Annotated in this window: 16 protein-coding genes and 1 pseudogene; 9 read left to right on the top strand and 8 right to left on the bottom strand. The window is 51.1% G+C overall.

The features are described 5' to 3' along the window. Positions 1–174: 174 nt before the first annotated feature. The 5 genes from rpsO to infB form a co-directional block, all read right to left on the bottom strand. Positions 175–444: a 30S ribosomal protein S15 gene (gene rpsO, locus OEL83_10570; GenBank protein ID MDK9707481.1), complete on the bottom strand. Its 270-nt coding sequence runs from the start codon at positions 442–444 to the stop codon at positions 175–177. Positions 445–712: 268 nt separating this feature from the next. Further along, positions 713–1,459, bottom strand: a complete 747-nt coding sequence (gene truB / locus OEL83_10565) for a tRNA pseudouridine(55) synthase TruB (GenBank protein ID MDK9707480.1) — start codon at positions 1,457–1,459, stop codon at positions 713–715. A gap of 51 nt (positions 1,460–1,510) precedes the next feature. Further along, positions 1,511–2,515, bottom strand: coding sequence for a bifunctional oligoribonuclease/PAP phosphatase NrnA (locus OEL83_10560; GenBank protein ID MDK9707479.1), 1,005 nt, complete (start codon positions 2,513–2,515; stop codon positions 1,511–1,513). Beyond that, positions 2,484–2,906, bottom strand: a complete 423-nt coding sequence (gene rbfA / locus OEL83_10555; GenBank protein MDK9707478.1) for a 30S ribosome-binding factor RbfA — start codon at positions 2,904–2,906, stop codon at positions 2,484–2,486. The genes OEL83_10560 and rbfA overlap by 32 nt, the downstream gene beginning before the upstream one ends. An 18-nt stretch (positions 2,907–2,924) precedes the next feature. Beyond that, complete coding sequence (infB, locus tag OEL83_10550; GenBank protein MDK9707477.1) at positions 2,925–5,045, bottom strand: translation initiation factor IF-2; 2,121 nt, start codon at positions 5,043–5,045, stop codon at positions 2,925–2,927. A gap of 7 nt (positions 5,046–5,052) precedes the next feature. Here infB and OEL83_10545 point away from each other — a divergent pair, with 7 nt between their 5' ends. Next, positions 5,053–5,436, top strand: a complete 384-nt coding sequence (locus tag OEL83_10545) for a hypothetical protein (protein MDK9707476.1) — start codon at positions 5,053–5,055, stop codon at positions 5,434–5,436. A gap of 194 nt (positions 5,437–5,630) precedes the next feature. Here the strand turns inward: OEL83_10545 and OEL83_10540 are convergent. The 3 genes and pseudogenes from OEL83_10540 to OEL83_10530 form a co-directional block, all read right to left on the bottom strand. Next, positions 5,631–5,774 (bottom strand): annotated as a pseudogene (locus OEL83_10540) (translation initiation factor IF-2 N-terminal domain-containing protein). Between the two features lie 419 nt (positions 5,775–6,193). Further along, positions 6,194–7,552 carry a transcription termination factor NusA gene (nusA, locus tag OEL83_10535; GenBank protein ID MDK9707475.1) on the bottom strand — a complete coding sequence of 453 codons (1,359 nt, stop codon included), beginning with the start codon at positions 7,550–7,552 and terminating at the stop codon, positions 6,194–6,196. Positions 7,553–7,633: 81 nt separating this feature from the next. Then, entirely contained in the window at positions 7,634–8,089 is a 456-nt protein-coding gene (locus OEL83_10530) for a ribosome maturation factor RimP (GenBank protein MDK9707474.1), read from the bottom strand. Between the two features lie 750 nt (positions 8,090–8,839). On the opposite strand from OEL83_10530, the gene OEL83_10525 reads away from it, so the two are divergent. The 8 genes from OEL83_10525 to OEL83_10490 all read left to right on the top strand — a co-directional run bounded on the left by OEL83_10525 (position 8,840) and on the right by OEL83_10490 (position 19,530). After that, a complete protein-coding gene (locus OEL83_10525) occupies positions 8,840–11,353 on the top strand; it encodes a DNA topoisomerase III (protein MDK9707473.1) in 2,514 nt (837 codons plus the stop codon). Beyond that, complete coding sequence (rsfS, locus tag OEL83_10520) at positions 11,340–11,717, top strand: ribosome silencing factor (GenBank protein ID MDK9707472.1); 378 nt, start codon at positions 11,340–11,342, stop codon at positions 11,715–11,717. Before OEL83_10525 ends, rsfS begins: the two co-directional genes overlap by 14 nt. 107 nt (positions 11,718–11,824) lie before the next feature. Continuing rightward, complete coding sequence (gene thrC, locus OEL83_10515; protein ID MDK9707471.1) at positions 11,825–13,240, top strand: threonine synthase; 1,416 nt, start codon at positions 11,825–11,827, stop codon at positions 13,238–13,240. Between the two features lie 206 nt (positions 13,241–13,446). Beyond that, a complete protein-coding gene (tatA, locus tag OEL83_10510) occupies positions 13,447–13,638 on the top strand; it encodes a twin-arginine translocase TatA/TatE family subunit (protein ID MDK9707470.1) in 192 nt (63 codons plus the stop codon). Between the two features lie 41 nt (positions 13,639–13,679). After that, positions 13,680–13,934: a twin-arginine translocase TatA/TatE family subunit gene (tatA, locus tag OEL83_10505; GenBank protein ID MDK9707469.1), complete on the top strand. Its 255-nt coding sequence runs from the start codon at positions 13,680–13,682 to the stop codon at positions 13,932–13,934. A 423-nt stretch (positions 13,935–14,357) separates the two neighbouring features. Further along, positions 14,358–15,497, top strand: a complete 1,140-nt coding sequence (locus tag OEL83_10500) for a glutamate synthase (GenBank protein ID MDK9707468.1) — start codon at positions 14,358–14,360, stop codon at positions 15,495–15,497. Then, positions 15,455–17,095, top strand: coding sequence for a glutamate synthase-related protein (locus OEL83_10495; GenBank protein ID MDK9707467.1), 1,641 nt, complete (start codon positions 15,455–15,457; stop codon positions 17,093–17,095). The genes OEL83_10500 and OEL83_10495 overlap by 43 nt, the downstream gene beginning before the upstream one ends. Before the next feature lie 80 nt (positions 17,096–17,175). Then, a complete protein-coding gene (locus OEL83_10490; protein ID MDK9707466.1) occupies positions 17,176–19,530 on the top strand; it encodes an FAD-dependent oxidoreductase in 2,355 nt (784 codons plus the stop codon). Positions 19,531–19,582: the final 52 nt, after the last annotated feature.

Raw genomic sequence — 19,582 nt, 5'->3', positions numbered from 1 at the left:
GGAAAGGCGCAGCGCCAATATCTCCGACTGGATTATCCACCAGCCCCGTATGCTTTCTATTTTCGGAATTCCATAAACAACAAAAACCTCAAACAATTCTTACATCAAGAACTGTTTGAGGCAATAACACAGCACCCTGCCGAGACAACCAGCATCCGGCAACAACGATTACAGTTACTTCCTGAGATTGAGTTCCTTGAGCATTATACGGTACTTCTCAATGTTTTTCTTTTTCAGATAATCAAGCAAGCTGCGGCGTTGACCAACAAGCTTGAGAAGGCCTTGTCTTGAATGATGATCCTTTTGATGGACTTTAAAATGCTCGGTAAGATATTCAATCCGATCGGTAAGAAGAGCAATCTGCACCTCAGAAGACCCGGTGTCGGAAGGGTGAACCTTAAATTTCTCAATGATTTCGTTTTTCTTTACTGCTGACTGTGCCACGACAATCCTCCTGAAATGTATAATAAATAAAAACTATTCGATAAATATAGAGTAACGACATAACTCCTGGCATCCCTGAGTATGGGGTACCAACACGGAGCAACACCTGCCGGCGACAAATTTGGTGGCGAGCCAAGCCGACCAGCAAGAAACTATTCGATTCCGTACAACTCAAGGGGAACTACCCACTTTCTCTTCTTGTGCGAAACAAGAAAACTCCTTGAGTATAGAATACCACTGTCGAGCACACACTAGCCAACTCGGCTGATTATTGCAAGAGTTTACACGCCTGCTCAACAGATATCATTGTTCTCAGGCAGCATTCCCGGGCATCATCGCCACCGAGTTCATCCCAACCTATGCTCTCATTAATGGAAAAGCATCCGCTCCTGATTCGCCGTAGCTGCACCAGATGGGCGCCGCAGCCCAACTGCCGACCGATATCGGCTGCAAGGGACCGAATATATGTCCCTTTGCTGCATACTACGCGTATACCAAGATCAGCTTCTCCACCTGCAACGTCTCCATGGCCATCAGTACGTTCGAGAAGTTTTATATCGACTTCCCGCGCCTCTTTGGTAACAGCAATGCCTTTGCGAGCATAATAGTAAAGAGGCTTACCTTGGTGTTTTAGAGCTGAGTACACCGGCGGCACCTGGAGTTGCCTGCCACGAAATTTATCAAGACAGGCTTCTATCTCTGCCGGGGCAATAAAGCCTACGTTCCGGCGCCGAACCACCGCCCCTTCCGTATCATAGGTTTCGGTCTCAACTCCCAACCGCAACGTTGCTAAATATTCTTTATCTCCAACCATGAGCTCGGAGATGATCCGTGTCGCCGGCCTTCCTGCGCAGAGAACGAGCAAACCAGTGGCAAAAGGATCAAGGGTGCCAGCATGGCCAACCTTTTTCATCTGCAAAATCCGTCGCAACCGGCCAACCACAGCAAAAGAGGTAATTCCAGCCGGTTTATCGACGAGAAAGACACCGGCCTCAAACATACCACAACTATTCATCTTATCAAAAATTGCCCGAGAAGAAAGCGCTTACCCGTATTTCTGCTTTCTTCATGCTAAGATCCTGCATAAGGCTTTATGTACGTCCTGTTGCACCTGTTCGATGGTTTTCCCCTGAGTGCGAAAGCCAGCAGCATTGCGATGCCCGCCACCATCAAATTCTTTTGCAACCAAAGCCACATCGCACTCGCCTTTCGCTCGCATACTAACCGCGACAACACCATTGCCAGTTTCCTTGATCAAAACAGCCACTTTGACCGATAGAAGAGAGCGCGGCAGATCAACGAAACCTTCAACATCCTGAATGGTAGCACCGCTTTGTTCAAGCATCTCATTAGAAACATGCATAAAGGCAATTCGATCTTCGGCACAAAGGGAGATGGTAGCCAGAACCATCTGCATCAGCCTCAATCGTTCCACGCTGTATTTGTCATAGAGATGGCTCCCTACCTCCTCCGGCCGCACCCCTTTTTCGAGAAGTTCCGCGGCAATCTGCATGGTTCGGGGAGTTGTACACTCATAACGAAACGATCCACTGTCAGTGCAGATGGCAACATACAGATTGTAGGCGCAATTGTAGGTAATTGGTGCCTGTAGGACCTGTGCTAACTCAAAAATCATCTCACCGGTGGAAGAGCGGCACGGATCTACCCAGCTGATCGTACCAAAGGCCCTGTGCGACCGATGATGATCTATCACCAAAAACGGTTCGATCCGCAAAAACTCTGCTTTTAATCTGCCCAGCCGATCATCATCACCGCAGTCAAGGCCAATCATCAAGATATCGGTTCCGGAATCGCCGACAAATTTCCGGAAATCCTCAATATTTGTGTTGGCCCTTTGGGTATCCGGAAGGAAATCGTAATGATGGGAAACAGGCTCCTCGAGGAAACAAAAGACGTTTTTCCCGAGTGTATCAAGAATTCCTGCCAATGCGAAAAGAGATCCCAAAGCATCGCCATCCGGGTGGGAATGAGTAAGCAGGACTATATTCTTCGCGCCTTGTATCTCAGCTATTAGCCGCTCAGGGATTGTCCTCTCGGGATTTTCGTTCATTGGCAATTTCCTGAAATAGTTCTTCCAACTCAGCTACCTTCTCCACAACATCATCATATCGAAATTGCAGATCCGGTGTAAAGCGCAAATTGAGGGTCCTGGCAATATGGCTGCGCAAAAATCCCTTGGCTCGCTGGAGTCCCCTCTCGGCCTCTTTCGCTTCCTTCTTATCACCAAGGACGGTAAAGAAAATCAGTGCCACGCTCAGATCATCGTTCACCTCAACACGCGAGATGTTGAGGTTGTGCAACCGAGGGTCCTGCACCTTGCTGATCACCAAGATAGCCAGCTCATTCCTGATCGCTTCCGCCACCCGGGATGAACGTTTCTGTTCGCTCTTTTCTCCAATACCTACGGACTCAAGTGTCCGTTTCGGATCCCAGGTCTTCACGACAAATCCATCCTTATTTTAGAGGGTTGCTTCAACTTCGTTCATAATGAAGGCCTCAAGATGATCACCAATCTTGATATCATTAAATTTCTCAACCCCGATACCGCATTCAAAACCGGAGAGAACCTCTTTGACGTCGTCTTTGAACCGCCTGAGCGATTCGATCTTGCCGGTGAAGATGACAACCCCTTCACGCAACACGCGAATCTTGGCGGTACGCAGGATCTTGCCTTCAAGTACCGAACAGCCGGCAATCGTCCCAACCTTGGGAACACTAAAGGTTTCACGTACCTCAGCCAAACCGATGACCTGTTCTTCATAAGTCGGCTCAAGCATGCCAACCATTGCCTTGCGAATATCGTCAAGGGCGTGATAGATAACATCATACGACCTGACATCAACATTTTCCTTGGTGGCCAGATCCCGCACCTTCACAGAAGGTCTGACGTTAAAACCGATAATGATTGCATCGGAAGCGGAGGCCAAAAGGATATCCGATTCGGTGATAGTACCTGTGCCTTCATGAAGAATTCTAACTTTGATTGATTTAGTAGAAAGATCTTCTGCCGCCTTGGCAAAGGCTTCAAGGGTTCCTTGCACATCGGCTCTGAGAACCACCCGCAGCTCCTGAACATCGCCCTCACTCATCTGTTCGAATAATCTGTCGAGTGAGATCTTGCTGGTAGCACCCAGCTCACTTTCCCTGGCTTTGAGAGCCCTGACCTGAGAAACGCTGCGAGCCATTTTTTCATCGGTGACTACCACGAATTCATCGCCGGCGCTCGGCACCCCGGAAAGACCCTGTACCTCCACCGGTATGGAAGGCCCGGCTTCCTTGATTTTCCTGCCTTTGTCATCAAGCATGGCCCTGACCTTGCCGCTGTGCTGGCCGACCACGAAATAGTCTCCAAGCTGCAAAGTCCCTTCCTGGATGAGCACTGTTGCCACGGGGCCTCTGCCCTTATGCAGCTGAGCCTCAATAACCCTGCCCCTTGCCTTTCGGGATGCATCGGCACGCAGTTCAAGAACTTCCGCCAAAACCTGGATCGACTCAAGAAGGTTGTCTATGCCGATATTCTTTTTGGCGGAGGTCTCACAATACATCGTCTGCCCACCCCAGTCTTCAGGCATAAGGTTCAGGTCGGAAAGCTCACGTTTCACCCTGTCGATATCGGCATTTTCTTTATCGATCTTATTAACCGCGACTATTATTGGCACATTTGCCGCTTGCGCGTGATGAATCGCCTCGCGTGTCTGATCCATTACCCCATCATCGGCAGCAACAACCAGGATAACGATATCGGTAACCTGCGCCCCCCTGGACCGCATCTCTGTGAATGCTGCATGGCCGGGTGTGTCGACGAAGGTAACGTCACCAGAACTTGAGCGCACATGATACGCCCCGATATGCTGGGTAATCCCACCCGCCTCACCCAAGGCGACATCGGTCTTGCGGATGGCATCAAGAATGGAGGTTTTACCGTGGTCAACATGCCCCATAACCGTAACAACCGGAGAACGGAGATGTCTCTCGCCGCCTTCCTCCGCTTCCTGAAGCATCTGCACACCGATTTCTTCCGTTATTCCCTGCTCCACTTCATAGCCAAAATCGGTGGCTATGAGCATAGCCGTTTCGGTGTCTACCAATTGATTAATAGTGGCCATTACCCCAAGCCCCATGAGCTTGGCAATAACCTCGCTTGCCTTAATCTTCATGCGCAGAGCGAGTTCCCCAACGCTGATCATATCGAAGACTTTAAAGCGTTTCTTGCTAGCCTTCATTTCCGCTGGTAACGCAACGACCTTAGGTGGCTTTCTGCCTCTCTTGCCACGACGGGCGCCCCCTTCCCGCTCAAGATAATCCTGAGCAAAATGGGTGAACTTGACATTCTTTAGCCCCTTCTTTCCACCCCCCCGCCTGAATTCACTGTCTTTATCAACATCCCCTTCAACAACCTTTTTGCCTTTTTTCTTAATCCGCGCAGCCTCTTCGCTCGCTGACAAAACCGGATCATCGGTTCCAACAGCCCCAGGCCGTCTTTGCTGTGGTGGTTTCGTTACCTTTTTTTTCGGGCGAACTGACGATGGTGTTTCTTCAGGTGCCACCGGCAACTCGATAGTACGAACCACTCTGGCCATTGACTTCTTGGGAAATGGTTTCTTTTCCCTTTTGTCTTTTGGTTCGGGTCTGGCGAAAGATGTTATCTGCCCGGTGGCCTCACGGGGCGGGGCAGTCTTTGCCTCTGTTGTCTCCTCAAGCGATTCCTCGGCCTTTATTGGTGCAACATTACCATCAACTTCTTCCTTCGGTGATGCAGGCCTTTCGCTCTTTGAAATCAATCGAGCTCTTTGGAAATCTGCTTGTTCGACAACTACTTCCAGCTTTGGTTCCTGGGCAGTTATTTCGGGTACGGGAGAAGAATCGGGAACTTTTTCCACTGACTCAGTAGATTTTTCAGAGCTAGAGTGCAAATTGTCTGAAATTTTTGTCTCATCAGCCGCAGCCGCCACAACTGGTGTAACCGACTGAGACTCATCATTTTTTGAATCGGAGTGAGTCACCGGGACTTCGGACCCGCCTTCCCTTCCGGGAGCTTCCTCGGCAGCAATAACAGGTCTTCTTCTGATTACTGTCGATTTACGCCGTACCACTGTTGACCGGTCACTCTCGTTACCCGCACCTCGCTTATCTACCCGCTCGGAATGAGCTGATCTTTTGAGTGCATTCCTAATACTCTCAGCGGTTTCGTCGTCCACCGAAGAACTGTGACCTTTGATATCAAAGCCCAATTCAACCAATTTATCGGCCAACGCCTTGCTGCTCATTCCGGCCTCCTTGGCCAGCTCATACACCCGAACTCTGCTCATCCCTTACTCCCGTATTGCATCGCAAAAGTAAATTCACCTATCAACAGCTTCTCAACAACGTAACGACATCCAGCGCTAGGCAAATAATATTAAATCCCTTTGATTAAAGGCGAAATACTCTTTTCCATTTTTTTCTCTGTTTGAAAAAGACTCGGTGACAACCCTCTTCTTGGCAACAATATGCCCCTCTCCCCGGCTCAGACTGCCTGAGGTCTCGTGTCGGAATGTCACCCTTCCATACAAAACGCCAAAGGTCGTCTTTGGCTTTTTTCGCTCCGCAGGAGATACAGGTTCTTTGCATCAAAGTAGTCATCGCTCAATCTTGGAACCAAGGAAGCTCCGAATTGTATGTTCTGTTCGATAACCGCACCGCCACATCGCGAAATTCAACCGTCCAAGGGATGTGGAAAGACAAGTACCTATTCCCGTCCCTCATTGTCAGTACCACCAGGCATTTCGCTCTTAGGTTGTATCTCTTCCGTAATTGCCTTATCGTTTGTTACAGTGACGGGCGGGAGAGTGTTCCGCACAGTAACCGGTCCGGTATACGGCTTTGCCTTTGCCTCATCAATGAGTGCTTGGGCAAACTCCTCGTCTATTGAACGAATTACCATTAAGTCATTTACGGTTTTCTCCGCCAAAACACCTGATGAGTAAATACCCTTGCCGAGTAACTGGTCGGCCAAGGTCTCATCTATCCCGCGCAGGCCAAGGAGCGACTGGTAACCGGGATCGGCCAGGTTGGCATAGCGCTGTTCGCTTTTCACATCTATCCGCCAGCCGATCAGTTTTGAAGCAAGACGAACATTCTGCCCCTGTCTGCCGATCGCCAAAGAAAGCTGATCATTGGGCACTACAACCAGCAAAGAACGATTGTCCTCATCGGCCATAACCATACTTACGTGAGCTGGCGCCAAAGCATTGTAGACATACTTGGCTGGATCAGGGCTCCATGTGACTATATCAATACGCTCCCCCTGCAATTCCTGGACGACATTTTGAACCCTCGACCCCTTCATACCAACGCAGGCTCCTACTGGATCGACATCGCTCTCCGAGGAACTAACCGCTATTTTCGCGCGAAATCCGGGCTCACGGCTGACACCCATGACGCGAACGATCCCTTCAGCCATCTCCGGCACTTCCATTTGAAACAATTTCGCCAGAAACTCATCACAGGTTCGCGACAAAATGAGCTGGGAATCACGACTGGTTTGCCGTACTTCTTTCAGATAGGCCCTGATCCGATCGCCCTGCTTAAAAGAACGTTTGGCTATCTGCTGGTCTTTCGGCAAAATGGCATCGGTACGACCGAGATTGACAATCATATTGCCCCGCTCAAAGCGTTGGACAATACCGCTCACGACCTCACCAATCCGGTCCTTGAACATATCATAAATGACCTCGCGCTCGGCATCCTTCATTTTATGAATGATAACCTGCTTGGCAGATTGAGCGGCAATGCGGCCAAGGTCGCTGATATCTTCCATCTTTTCACCTAGCTCGTCACCAATCTGTACCTCTGGATCAAGGCGCAAGGCATCGGTCAATGAAATTTCTGTTTGGTCATCAAGTGCTTCTTCAACAACATTTCTGAACTGAAACACCTCAACCTCACCATATTCCTCATTGTAACGTACCTCAATCTCCCGACGGCTCCCGAATTTCTTCCGGGCAGCAGATTGAACGGCCTCTTCGATGGCCTCTATCAATAATGTTTTATCAAAACCTCGATCCCTGCTTATCTGGTCGATTATGCGTTTCAAATCTGAGAGCATTCTTTTACCCCGTTATTCTGACTTTCATCCCTTTGTGTGGGGAGATTTTGCAATTTTCTTACAACCACGGGCCGGTCAGGCTCAGATGGTTAACCTGGCTTTACTGATCATCTCAAGAGTAAACCGCGCCATACTCCCGTCAGCCAATCTCAGATGTATCTGGCCATCACTTACGACCTCAATCACACCTTCAAAAAGTTTTTCTCCATCGACCTCGTGGTGTAGCTTCACCCGTGCTGTTTTACCGGCAAAGCGAAGGAAGTCATTTATTGACCTGAGGGGCCGTTCCAATCCGGGCGAAGAAACCTCCAGATGGTAAGCATGTTCGATACAATCTTCTACGTCGAGATAATTTCCCAATTCACGACTGACATCGCTACAGTGATTCAATGTAACACCGGATTCCGCATCGATAAAAACCCTTAAAACCCAGCCATTTCCTTCTCTACGAAACTGTATGTCGAAAAGCTCAAGCCCCAGAGTGGGCAACAGGGTCAGCAGAAAACTCTGCACTCTATCTATCACAAACTGACTCATTATCGAAAACCCTTATTGACACTAGAGCTCTTTCACTACGTGGGTCCCTCGTGCGGACATAAAAAAAAGCGGGCAGAGCCCACTTCCGAAAGCCGTCCCGCTAAAACAGAAACAGGAGGTATAACAGGATCATCCACCAATCGAGGAAAGTCGCGGCAAAGGGATACAAACCCCGCCTACTTCTCCACAACCCGTGTTAGGGCTACACACAAAGCGAATTATCCGAGGGACAATTTAATCATAGTGTCGCGGCAATGTCAAGCCAGAAGTCCATATTTCCACACTACTTTCCACCGCAACATCGCAATACATACATTCTCACAACTATCATATCCACTCCACCATCTGTACCTGCCATGCGATACCAGCAGTGAAAATTTATTCGCTCATGAAATATATTTGATATCAAATTGTTATAATGTTTACCCTGTCGCTTTTTGCAACTATTTTCTTAGAATTTTCACATCTATGTTGTTTCAGGAAACAGGTTTAAAATGCAAGGTGTCAGCAAACAATCTATTTGACAAGCAACGGTTGTGTCTTTACTTAATCGCCAGTTCCGAGTACCCTCCTGGTTTTGCAGAAGAGGCAAAAAGTCCTCCGACAGAACCCTCAACCAGCTGTATTTAAAGACATATATTTATCTTCCAAAGCGGTTTAACAATAACAATGAGTTTGGCACCGAGCAGCATAGCTATTATCGATTCCGAGCGGACCGCCCCGTTTTAACACTCCTCAACGACCAAATTCATGACTGAGAAAATTCTCATTATTGCTGAAAAGCCAAGTGTTGCCGCAGATCTGGTAAAAAGCCTGCCGGGAAAATTTATCAGGGAGAAAACCCATTTCGAAGGAGACAAATATGTCGTCTCCTTTGCCATCGGTCACCTCGTCACCATTTGCTTTCCTGAAGAAATCGATCCGGCATACCAGAAATGGGATATGGAGAACCTGCCGATTCTGCCAAAAACTTTCCCCCTTAAAGGCCTTGATGGCACTAAGAGCCAGCTCAGCGCACTCCAAAAGCTGATCCGACGAAAAGATATCAAGCAGATCATCAACGCCTGTGACGCTGGAAGAGAAGGTGAACTGATATTCAAATACATCGTCAAGTTCGTATGGAATGCCTCGGTTGCTGAAAAAACCTTTAAGCGACTCTGGCTGCAGTCAATGACCACCGACTCCATCCGCAACGCCTTTGCCTCCCTGCGCGACAACAGCGAGATGCTCCCCTTGGAAGACACCGCTCTCTGCCGCTCGGAATCGGATTGGCTGATAGGAATCAATGCCACTCGCGCCCTGACCGGCTACAATTCACGAAAAGGCGGATTTTTTCTCACCCCCTGTGGTCGGGTGCAAACCCCGACACTGTCGCTTCTCGTAAAAAGAGAACGAGCCCGTCTCGATTTCACTGCAAAACCATACTGGAATCTACATGCCGTTTTTGCCTGTAATGATGAAACCTACGAAGGGAAATGGATCGATGCCGCCTTTGCCCGAGATGCCGGCGATTCATTAGGCAGAGCGGATCGTATCTGGACGAAGGACGACGCTCTGGCAATTATCGCCAAATGCACAGGAAAACCGGCTGCTGTTGAAGAGCAAAGCAAGAAAAATTCCCAGAATTCTCCACAACTCTACGACCTGACTTTGCTCCAGCGGGAAGCCAACTCACGGTTCGGTTTTTCTGCCAAAAACACCCTGGCCATTGCCCAGGCTTTATATGAACGGCACAAGGTTCTCACCTATCCTCGAACCGACAGCAAGCATCTGCCGGAAGATTATCTTGAATCCGTGAAAGACGTCCTTAGCCACCAGGTTGGCTGGCAATTTGGTGCCTTCGCCCAGGAGGCACTGACTAAAAACTATGTCCGGCCGGACAAGCGTATCTTTAACAACAGTAAGATTTCCGACCATCACGCCATCATCCCGACCACTCTTTTACCAGGCCGTCTCACTGAACCGGAGCTGAAGATCTACCAAATGGTGGTGCAGCGTTTTCTTGCGGTATTCTTCCCACCGGCGGTTTTTCTCAATACCAAAAGGTTGTCACTTGTTGAAGGTGAGTCCTTTCTGACCGAGGGGAAGATTCTCCTTGAAGCCGGCTGGAAGGCGATTTACGGTTCCATGACCGGTGACGGTCAAGACAGAACACTGTCGCCGATTCCAGACAAGGCCCTTGTCAGTTGCCGCGAAATCAATGTCACCGACCACGAAACCACCCCGCCTCCACGCTTTAACGAGGCGACACTGCTGTCGGCCATGGAAAATTCCGACAAACTGGTGGAAGACGAAGAACTGGCGGACGCCATGAAAGAGCGTGGTCTTGGCACCCCGGCCACCAGGGCGGCGATCATCGAGAAATTGATCAAAGAAAAATACGTGGTACGGGATGGCAAGGATCTGTCACCTACCGGCAAGGCATTCGAGCTTTTGGCCCTTTTGGAGGCCATGCACATTGAAGTCCTTGCTTCGCCGGAGATGACCGGAGAATGGGAATACAAACTCAACCGGATGTTAAAAGGCCAATTTACCCGTGATAAATTCATGGCGGAGATTCGCGCCATGACTGAGCATATTATTGATCAGGTCAAGAATTTCGAAACTGCTGAGATTCGTGCGGAGGCCCAATTCAGCCCGGTTAATGGAGTTCGCTACTTCTCCTCTCCCACAGCCTATATCTCGGAAGATAACAAGATCAGTATCCGGAAAATTCTTGGCGGCCGAATGATGACCGAGACGGAGATAGTCGACCTCCTCCAGGGAAAAACCATCGGCCCCTTCAGTGATTTCAGGTCAAAAAAAGGCAAACCCTTTACCGCTTCGGTCCGCCTTGCCAATAAAAAAATCGAGTTTATCTTTGCCGCTTCAATCAGCGAATTGGACATCGATTCTGTCAGACAAGGAACCGTGCTGGGCTTATCGCCTATCGACCAGACCAAGGTGTTTGCCACACCAATGGCCTACATGTCCGAATCGGCGCTTGAAGGCGATGACAAAAAGGGGCTGAAAATCAGCAAGACCATCCTCGCCAAAGAGATTTCCGAAAGGCACGTCAGACAACTCCTAGCGGAAGGGAAAACAGAACTGATCGGAGGATTCATCTCGAAAAGGAAAAAACCGTTTGATGCCTATCTCCTTCTGGCAAAAAATGGTACACTCAGCTTCGATTTTCCACCCCGGAAAGACAAATCGACGAAGCAAAACAAATTGACAGTCCCGAAAGAAAAGGGCACAACTACCACTACCCATGAAACCGATTAAAAAAGAATATTTAGAAAAAAGCGGCCATGAACTGGCCCAGATCTGCGCCGGCGCCGCACTCGGCACCCAAGCTGAAGACCTGGTGATCCTCGATGTTCGTGGCATTGCCACTTTCACCGATTACTGCGTCATAATGAATGGCAAATCAACCCGCCATGTCCAGGCCTTGGCCGAAGCCGTTGAAACTGCCTTACGCTCTAAACGGGTTAAGGCGTCCACCGCCGAGGGACTGGCCGAAGGATTGTGGGTGCTCCTCGATTTCGATGAGGTTATCGTCCATATTTTCTACCACGAACAGCGGAAATTTTACAATCTGGAAGGCCTTTGGTCCGACGCCAAACAGGTGGCTGTCGAGGCGGCGTAAAGCTGAGTTGAGTTGCTTGTTTACTCAAACAAAACGTATGCTCTGGAAGTATATACTAGGATTCTCAGATATCTCACTGTTCAACTAAATGAGAAAAAATTAGGATTATGCAATACTTAAGCACCAGGGGAAAGATCTCCCCCATCCCATTTACCCAAGCTGTACTGATGGGCCTTGGAGAAGACGGCGGCCTGCTCCTGCCCAGGACCATTCCACGGATCGGCATCGACACCTTCAATGCCTGGCAGAAACTCAGCTATGCGGATCTGGCCTTTGAGGTTATGTCCAGGTTTGTCGATGACATCCCCGCCAGCGACCTGAAGAATATTATCAACAGATCCTATGCAACCTTCGACTCCGCCGACGTCGCCCCCTTAGTGCATCATGGTGATCTGCACATACTTGAATTGTTTCACGGCCCGACTCTTGCCTTTAAGGATATCGCCCTGCAGTTTCTCGGCAATATCTTCGAGTATCTGTTAAAAAGAGACAACGCGGTCCTTAATATCCTCGGGGCAACTTCGGGTGATACCGGATCCGCGGCTATTTACGGGGTTCGGGGCAAGGACAGAATTAATATCTTCATCCTCCACCCCCATAAGCGGGTCAGCCCGGTGCAGGAAAAACAGATGACTACCGTCCTCGATGACAATGTATTCAACATTGCCATCCGTGGTTCTTTTGACGACGGCCAGGCCATTGTCAAAAAGATTTTCAACGATATCGAGTTCAAGACAAAATACAAACTTGGGGCAATCAATTCCATCAACTGGGCCCGTGTCCTCGCACAGGTTGTCTATTATGTCCAAAGTTGCCTGCATGTCTCTCGACACGAAAAGGACTCTTCCATCGATTTTGCTATTCCCACCGGCAACTTCGGGGATATCTTTGCCGGCTATATTGCCAAAAAGATGCTGCCCGCCGGTATCATTCGCCAGTTGGTACTGGCGACCAACGACAATGATATCCTCAGTCGCTTCGTAACCAAAGGTGATTACTCACTGGGCGAGGTGAAAATGACCTCAAGCCCATCCATGGACATTCAGGCTGCGTCAAATTTCGAGCGCTATCTCTACTATCTCCTCGATTGCGATCCGGTTCGTACCAGTGAGCTGATGGAAGAATTTGCGAAAACCGGCAAGATTGATCTCTCCGGACACCACGACCAGATCCGGCGGGATTTTGTTTCCTGCTCGGTTTCTGAGAACGAGGTAAGCGAAACCATTGCTTCTTTTTACAAAAATCATAGCTATATCCTCGATCCACATACGGCTGTGGGCGTCAAGGCTGCGCAAAAATTTAAGACCGTGGGTGTTCCGATGGTCTGCCTGGCAACCGCCCACCCAGCAAAATTCGGGGCCGTTGTTGAACAGGCAATCGGCAGGCCGCCAGACACTCCAGCAGCCCTAGCAGGCATTATGGAAAGCCCGGCTCGCTGCCAGCTTATGGATGCTGATAAAAACCTCATCCAGGCCTTTGTCGCGGAAAATTCTGGGGAACGCCCTACTAAACAACTGTTTTAAGGGGATATCCCTTTTCAGGGATAAAACTGTCCTTCCGGAAAGCGCTATCGATTTCCCTAAGAGATTAATGATATCGACAGTCAGCTCCCTCGGCGACACGAACCTTGACAAGAGGCAGTGACTACTCTAATGTCTTGGCGGTAAACAGAGCATTCGTTGAGACTTTAACCAAATTTTTATATGTCGTTTTGAAAGAGAGGTAATGTATGTTTGGACTTGGCATGCCGGAGCTCATTGTAATTCTTGTAATAATAGTGATTATCTTTGGAGCGGGAAAACTTCCCGAAATTGGCTCTGGAATAGGCAAAGGTATTAAGAACTTTAAGGAAGCCACCAGAAAAGAAGAGGAATCGAAAAAAATCGACGAACCCGGCAAAGACACCGACAATAAAGCCTGACCAGAAAGATTTCCTACCCTTCTTAATTAGCGGAGTGCACCATGTTTGGACTCGGAACCCCTGAACTTATTGTGATTTTGGCGATTGCCTTTCTTGTTTTCGGCGGCAAAAAACTGCCAGAGATCGGAGCCGGGCTCGGCAAGGCAATCAGCTCGTTTAAAAACGGCCTCCGTGATGTTGAGACAAGCGGCAAGGGAATTATCAATGACATCCCTGGGGTAAAAGAAGTTGTCGAGGTAAAGGCCCAGGTTGACAAAGTTAAAAACCTCGGTAACATCGAAAACGTTTTGAAATAGCAAACCTTTCTGCCATTCATCAGATTACTGATCAGATTACTGCCGCTCTCCTCCCTCCAGGCGGCAGCGGATGACGGTGTTTTTGGCACTGATCTTCATTGCTGCGGTTCCACTCCGGGTGGGTGGCCGGATAGCTACTTCAAGCACTATTTTCCTGCTCGGCCACGCCATCTCCTTCTGTAACCTACTGAGTTCCAATATCTTTTATGCCAGCACACTATAAATTTTCCTTACCCAGGACTCGCCTATCTTTGCTACTGGCAAATCATAATTTCTTGACTTTTTTGTCACAACTAGATAGATGATTCGTTTCAATCATACGTTTTTGTATTTGTTTATCCAGCAGCATTTCCCCACCAGATCTGCAACAGATAGACGTTCACCCTTGCCGCTTGGCAATTATTAACTCATCTGGAGAAAAACATGTGTCGTTTAGCCTTGAAAACAGCCAGAGAGCCGTTTTCTCCCTACGAGGTGCTTACCGCGATGGAGGCCATGAAAGAGGGATACGATGGCTCCGGGCTCGGACTCTTGCTGCGGGGAATGGAATTTGAAGACTTTAAGTATAATCCACGCTTTCCCATTCTCTCCGGAATTGCTCATACGGAAAAAGCCTGGTACCGGATGACCGATTACATGGAAGAAATGGAATATGAGCTGAAATACGATCACCGTTTTGCCATGCAGCCTGGATTGATCGATTCAACAGATCGGTATCGCTATTTCATGCGTGCCTACCGGATGCCGGTGGAATTTCGCGACGAAAGCGACGAAATGCGTGAAACTGAATTACTACGTGCCCGCTTGGCCCTGCGAAAGCTCAGCACCGTCGAGGATCAACTGACCATCTTCTCCTTTTATCCCGATGTAGCAATGATCAAGGAAGTGGGCTGGCCGATGCAGATAGGCGATACCCTATGCCTCCACGATGGACAGTTGAAGTCGCGGATCTGTATGGCACAAGGCCGCCAAAATACCAACTACGGCATCAATCTCTATGCCTGCCATCCCTTCTTCATCCAAGGGATCTCGACCATGACCAACGGCGAAAACACTGCCTTCGTGCCGATCCGTGATTGGCTGCTCGGTAAAAATTTCGCCGGATACACCGGCTATCAAAGCGACAGCGAGGTATTCACCCATATCCTCCATTACACCCTAAAACAGCTGAAGTTGCCCCTGCAGGCCTACAAACACATCATCACCCCTCTCAGCAACACCGAGCTGGCGAAGCATCCCCAAGGGGAATTCCTTGCCGGGCTGCGCCAGGTCTGCAAAAGACTGATCATCGATGGCCCCAATGCGGTCATCGGCACCCTGCCGGATGAGACCAGCCTCCTGGTCATGGACCAGAAAAAACTTCGGCCGGCCATGGTCGGCGGCAGAGACGGCGTTTGGGGCATTGCCTCGGAGATGTGCGGCGTCCAGGCGATGATCCCGGACCGCGACACCTCACTCGACTTTCAGCCTATGCGTGAGCACACCGTTATTATTCCACCCCATAGAAAGGAATTAGAAATATGGTCTCAGTACGATCCGTTTCCGTTGGCCCTAGCAGCTTAACCTCAACCGACCTCCCCTGGATTATCGAACATCGGGAGGATAGGTGTACGCTCTGCGGCAATTGTACCGCCGTTTGCCCGAAAGGCGCCATCCGCCTGTCCCATATGCGGCAGCGACTGCCTAAACTGGACGTTTTCAGCAAGCAGCGCGGCTCCGATTATCGCACCTTTACCGGCATCCGCCAGGAAACCGATCCGGCCAAACTCTGTATCGGCTGCGGTATGTGCGCGATGGTTTGCCCGAACGAGGCGATCACCCCAAGGCCCGGCACCAACGAAAACCGCACCCTTTTCTTTGAGAACCGCAAGGGTGAACCGATGAAGCGCGGTGGCAGACGGAACGCCACCGGACCGACCCTGCTCGACCGCATCATCTTCCACCGTATTTCCATGCTCACCGACCCGGCCCTGGATGCCGGTCGCCATGAATTCACTACGACTACAACCTTGGGGAGGATCCTCTCTCCTGAAGAATTCCTCAAGCGGACGGTAAGCGGCGGCTGGATTCCTCCCACCCGGGAGGTCTTCCCCTTTATTATCGGCTCAATGTCCTTTGGCGCCCTGTCACCAAACATGTGGCTTGGCCTACTGCAGGGCGTTGCCTATTGCAATGAGGTCCTCGGCCTCCCCGTGGTCATGTGCACCGGCGAGGGCGGCTGCCCGCCATGGGTGCTGCGCAGCCCGTACCTGAAATACATCGTTCTGCAGATCGCCTCCGGTTATTTCGGCTGGGATGAAATCATCCGTGCCATCCCTGAGATGCAATGCCTGCCGGCGGCAATTGAGGTCAAATACGGCCAGGGTGCAAAACCGGGTGATGGCGGCCTGCTCATGTGGCACAAGGTCTCAAAACTCATCGCAAGGTTACGCGGGGTTCCGGAAGGTGTCGACCTGCCGTCGCCACCGGTGCACCAGACCCTCTACTCCATAGAAGAAAGCGTCATGAAAATGCTCCAGACCCTTTCCATGGCCTTTGAGCATAAGGTCCCGGTGTATCCGAAGATCTCCGCATCCACTTCCGCCAAATCGGTATTGAACAATCTAGTGCGCAACCCCTATGCCGCCGGTCTGATGATCGACGGCATCGATGGCGGTACCGGCGCAGCCTACAACGTGTCCATGGATGCCACCGGCCATCCCGTCGCCTCCTGTGTCCGCGATTGCTATCTCGATCTCGCCAAACAAGGCAAGCAAAACGAGATACCCATCTTCGCCGCCGGCGGTATCGGTAAAAACGGCAATGTCGCCCAGAATGGCATGGCGATGATTATGCTTGGCGCCTCCGGGGTGCATATCGGCAAATTTATCATGCAGGCCGCCGCCGGCTGCCTCGGCAACGAAAAGAACCGCTGCAACGTCTGCAATCTCGGCATCTGCCCGAAGGGAATTACCAGCCAGAACCCGAAACTGTATCGTCGCCTCGATCCGGATAAGGTCGCTGAGCGGGTGTCCGAGGTCTTTATGTCGATCAACACCGAGGTGAAGAAAATCATGGCGCCGCTCGGTAGATCCCAAAGCCTGCCGATCGGCATGTCCGACGCCATCGGCATTGCCGATCAGGCTGCCGCGGACCGGCTGCACATTCAATATATCTGCTAACCTCTGAGCATAAATATTAAAGCGGTGTGCGGGGCAGCTGATAATCCTGCGCTGCACACCTCTGCGACAAGGAGTTTCCAGTGACTACTACGGTTGTAAAAGGTCTGAATGAACAAGGCCAGCGCCTCAGCTCGATGGATTTCGAAAAGCTGGTACGGCAGGCTGCCTCATCCTCCGCTGACCTTCTTCTTGAGTCTTATGGACAGCACAATATCGGTATCCGCCTGCAGCGACCTGACGGTCTGAACATTACCGTCAAGGGTCCCTCCGGCCAGCGCCTCGGTTGCATGGGTATGCCCGGGACGACCATCACCTGCGAAGGTTCGTCTTCCGATGATGTCGGCTATCTGAACATCGGCGCGGAGATCGCTATTCTCGGCGATGCCACCAACGGTGTCTGCAACGCCATGGCCAATGGCAAGGTGTTTATCGGCGGCTCGATCGGGGCCCGCGGTCTCACCATGACCAAATGGAACCCGGAGTACACGCGGCCTGAGCTCTGGGTTCTCGGCTCGGTCGGCGACTCCTTTGCCGAATTTAACTGCGGCGGTATCGCAGTGGTGTGCGGTATCAACCCTAAAAATTCCGCTAATGTCCTTGGCTATCGGCCCTGCGTCGGAATGGTCGGCGGCACCATCTATTTCCGTGGCAAGATCGACAATTCCTACCCGAAAACCAACGCCAAGCTGACTGCACCAAACGATGAGCAATGGCAGTGGCTGACAAGCAACATCACCGGCTTCCTCGATAAAATTCGCAGGCCGGAACTGCATGCAGAGCTCACCGTTCGGAAAGAATGGCAGGTATTGATGCCCATCACCCCCCAGGAAAGGGCGCTGATGTTTTCCGGCCCGATGCCGATGGCCGAGTTCCGCAATAACCATTGGAACAAGGCCTTTGGCGGCGACCCACTGCGCGATATCGCTCCCGGCCTTGACCGCAGCCGCATCGATGTCATTGTCAGCGGTGATCTGCGCCGGAAAAAGCCTTACTGGGCCAACTGCGAATCTGCCGCCCCATGCACCTACTACTGCCCTGTACATATTCCAACAGTCGACCGCCTGCGCCTCATTCGTGAGGGACGAATCGACGAGGCCTATGAGTTGATACTTCGCTACACGCCCCTTCCCGCCTCGGTTTGCGGCGCGGTGTGTCCCAATCTGTGCATGGAAAATTGCTCCCGCGGCGGCGTTGACGAGCCCATCGACGTGCAGGTCCTCGGCCGGGCGGTCAACGCCCTTAAAGCCCCAGCGGTCGCCGATTCCACTGGCAAGAAGGTCGCCATTATCGGTGGCGGACCGGCCGGCATGAATGTCGCCTGGCAACTGGCCCTGGCCGGTATTGAGGCACATATTTTCGAGCAGGACGACAAGATCGGCGGCAAACTTGCCCAGGTCATTCCCTGGGAGCGCCTGTCGCAGGCGATTTGGGATCAGGAGATACAGAGATTTCTCGCCACCCCAAACATCAAGGTCAACCTGGGTGTATCAATGACCCGGGAAAAGTTCGCAACTCTGCAAAAGGATTTCGATTACGTCGTTATTGCAGTTGGCACCCATACCCCGAGACGGCTGCAGTTTCCAGGCAACGAACGGGTTGTGGCCGCCCTTGACTTTCTAAAGGGGGCAAAGGGCAAAACCCCACCACCCGTCGGCCGGGAGGTGGTGGTCATCGGTGCCGGTAATGTCGGCTGTGATGTCGCCTGTGAGGCATACCGGCTGGGTGCGGAGAAGGTTACCCTGGTCGATATCCAGAAACCCTTGGCCTTTGGTAAGGAAAAGGAGGCCGCCGAGGCATTGGGTGCCACCTTCCTCTGGCCGATCCAGACCCGCGAGGTCACGAAGGCAGGGCTTGTCACCACTGCCGGTGAGCTGTTGCCGGCCGATACGGTCATCATCTCTATTGGCGACGTCCCGGCGCTGTCTTTTCTACCGGATTCGGTTGAAACCGTCACCGTCGGCGGTGCTGCCTGGATTGCCACGAGCAAAGCCCATGTCACCTCCGACAGCCGTGTCCTGGCTGTCGGCGATGTCGAAAGGCCGGGTCTTGCCACCAACGCCCTTGGTGCCGGCAAAACAGCCGCCGAATACATAATCGCAGTGACCAAAGGCCAGGAATGGAAACCTTTTGACAAGCAGGTCATCCCGCAAAAGGCCCTGACCATCACCCACTATGTCCCTGGCCAAAAGGGCAAATCGCAACAGGAGCAAGCCGACCGCTGTTTATCCTGCGCCTCCTGCCGCGACTGTCATCTCTGCGAGACCATCTGCCCGACCGGGGCAATCAGCCGCCGCGATATCCTCACCTCTGGCAGTGATGACCGCCTTGCCCTTGCAACTGGGTATGAATATGTCTCCGATGACAACAAATGCATCGCCTGCGGCTTCTGTGCCGACACCTGTCCCTGCGGCATCTGGGCGATGAATGCTTTTTAATGTCTTGAAGGATACCTTGACTTGAAACCATCGGCCGAATCGAAAGGCCGAG

The sequence above is a fragment of the Desulforhopalus sp. genome (assembly GCA_030247675.1).
Taxonomy (GTDB): domain Bacteria; phylum Desulfobacterota; class Desulfobulbia; order Desulfobulbales; family Desulfocapsaceae; genus Desulforhopalus_A.
This window is presented reverse-complemented; position numbering and strand designations above follow the sequence as displayed.

Excerpts from the sequence above, each read along its gene's own strand:
- truB (MDK9707480.1), bottom strand. The coding sequence starts at position 1,459 with ATGAATAGTTGTGGTATGTTTGAGGCCGGTGTCTTTCTCGTCGATAAA.
- OEL83_10560 (MDK9707479.1), bottom strand. The coding sequence starts at position 2,515 with ATGAACGAAAATCCCGAGAGGACAATCCCTGAGCGGCTAATAGCTGAG.
- infB (MDK9707477.1), bottom strand. The coding sequence starts at position 5,045 with ATGGCCAGAGTGGTTCGTACTATCGAGTTGCCGGTGGCACCTGAAGAA.
- nusA (MDK9707475.1), bottom strand. The coding sequence starts at position 7,552 with ATGCTCTCAGATTTGAAACGCATAATCGACCAGATAAGCAGGGATCGA.
- OEL83_10530 (MDK9707474.1), bottom strand. The coding sequence starts at position 8,089 with ATGAGTCAGTTTGTGATAGATAGAGTGCAGAGTTTTCTGCTGACCCTG.
- OEL83_10525 (MDK9707473.1), top strand. The coding sequence starts at position 8,840 with ATGACTGAGAAAATTCTCATTATTGCTGAAAAGCCAAGTGTTGCCGCA.
- rsfS (MDK9707472.1), top strand. The coding sequence starts at position 11,340 with ATGAAACCGATTAAAAAAGAATATTTAGAAAAAAGCGGCCATGAACTG.
- thrC (MDK9707471.1), top strand. The coding sequence starts at position 11,825 with ATGCAATACTTAAGCACCAGGGGAAAGATCTCCCCCATCCCATTTACC.
- tatA (MDK9707470.1), top strand. The coding sequence starts at position 13,447 with ATGTTTGGACTTGGCATGCCGGAGCTCATTGTAATTCTTGTAATAATA.
- tatA (MDK9707469.1), top strand. The coding sequence starts at position 13,680 with ATGTTTGGACTCGGAACCCCTGAACTTATTGTGATTTTGGCGATTGCC.
- OEL83_10500 (MDK9707468.1), top strand. The coding sequence starts at position 14,358 with ATGTGTCGTTTAGCCTTGAAAACAGCCAGAGAGCCGTTTTCTCCCTAC.
- OEL83_10495 (MDK9707467.1), top strand. The coding sequence starts at position 15,455 with ATGGTCTCAGTACGATCCGTTTCCGTTGGCCCTAGCAGCTTAACCTCA.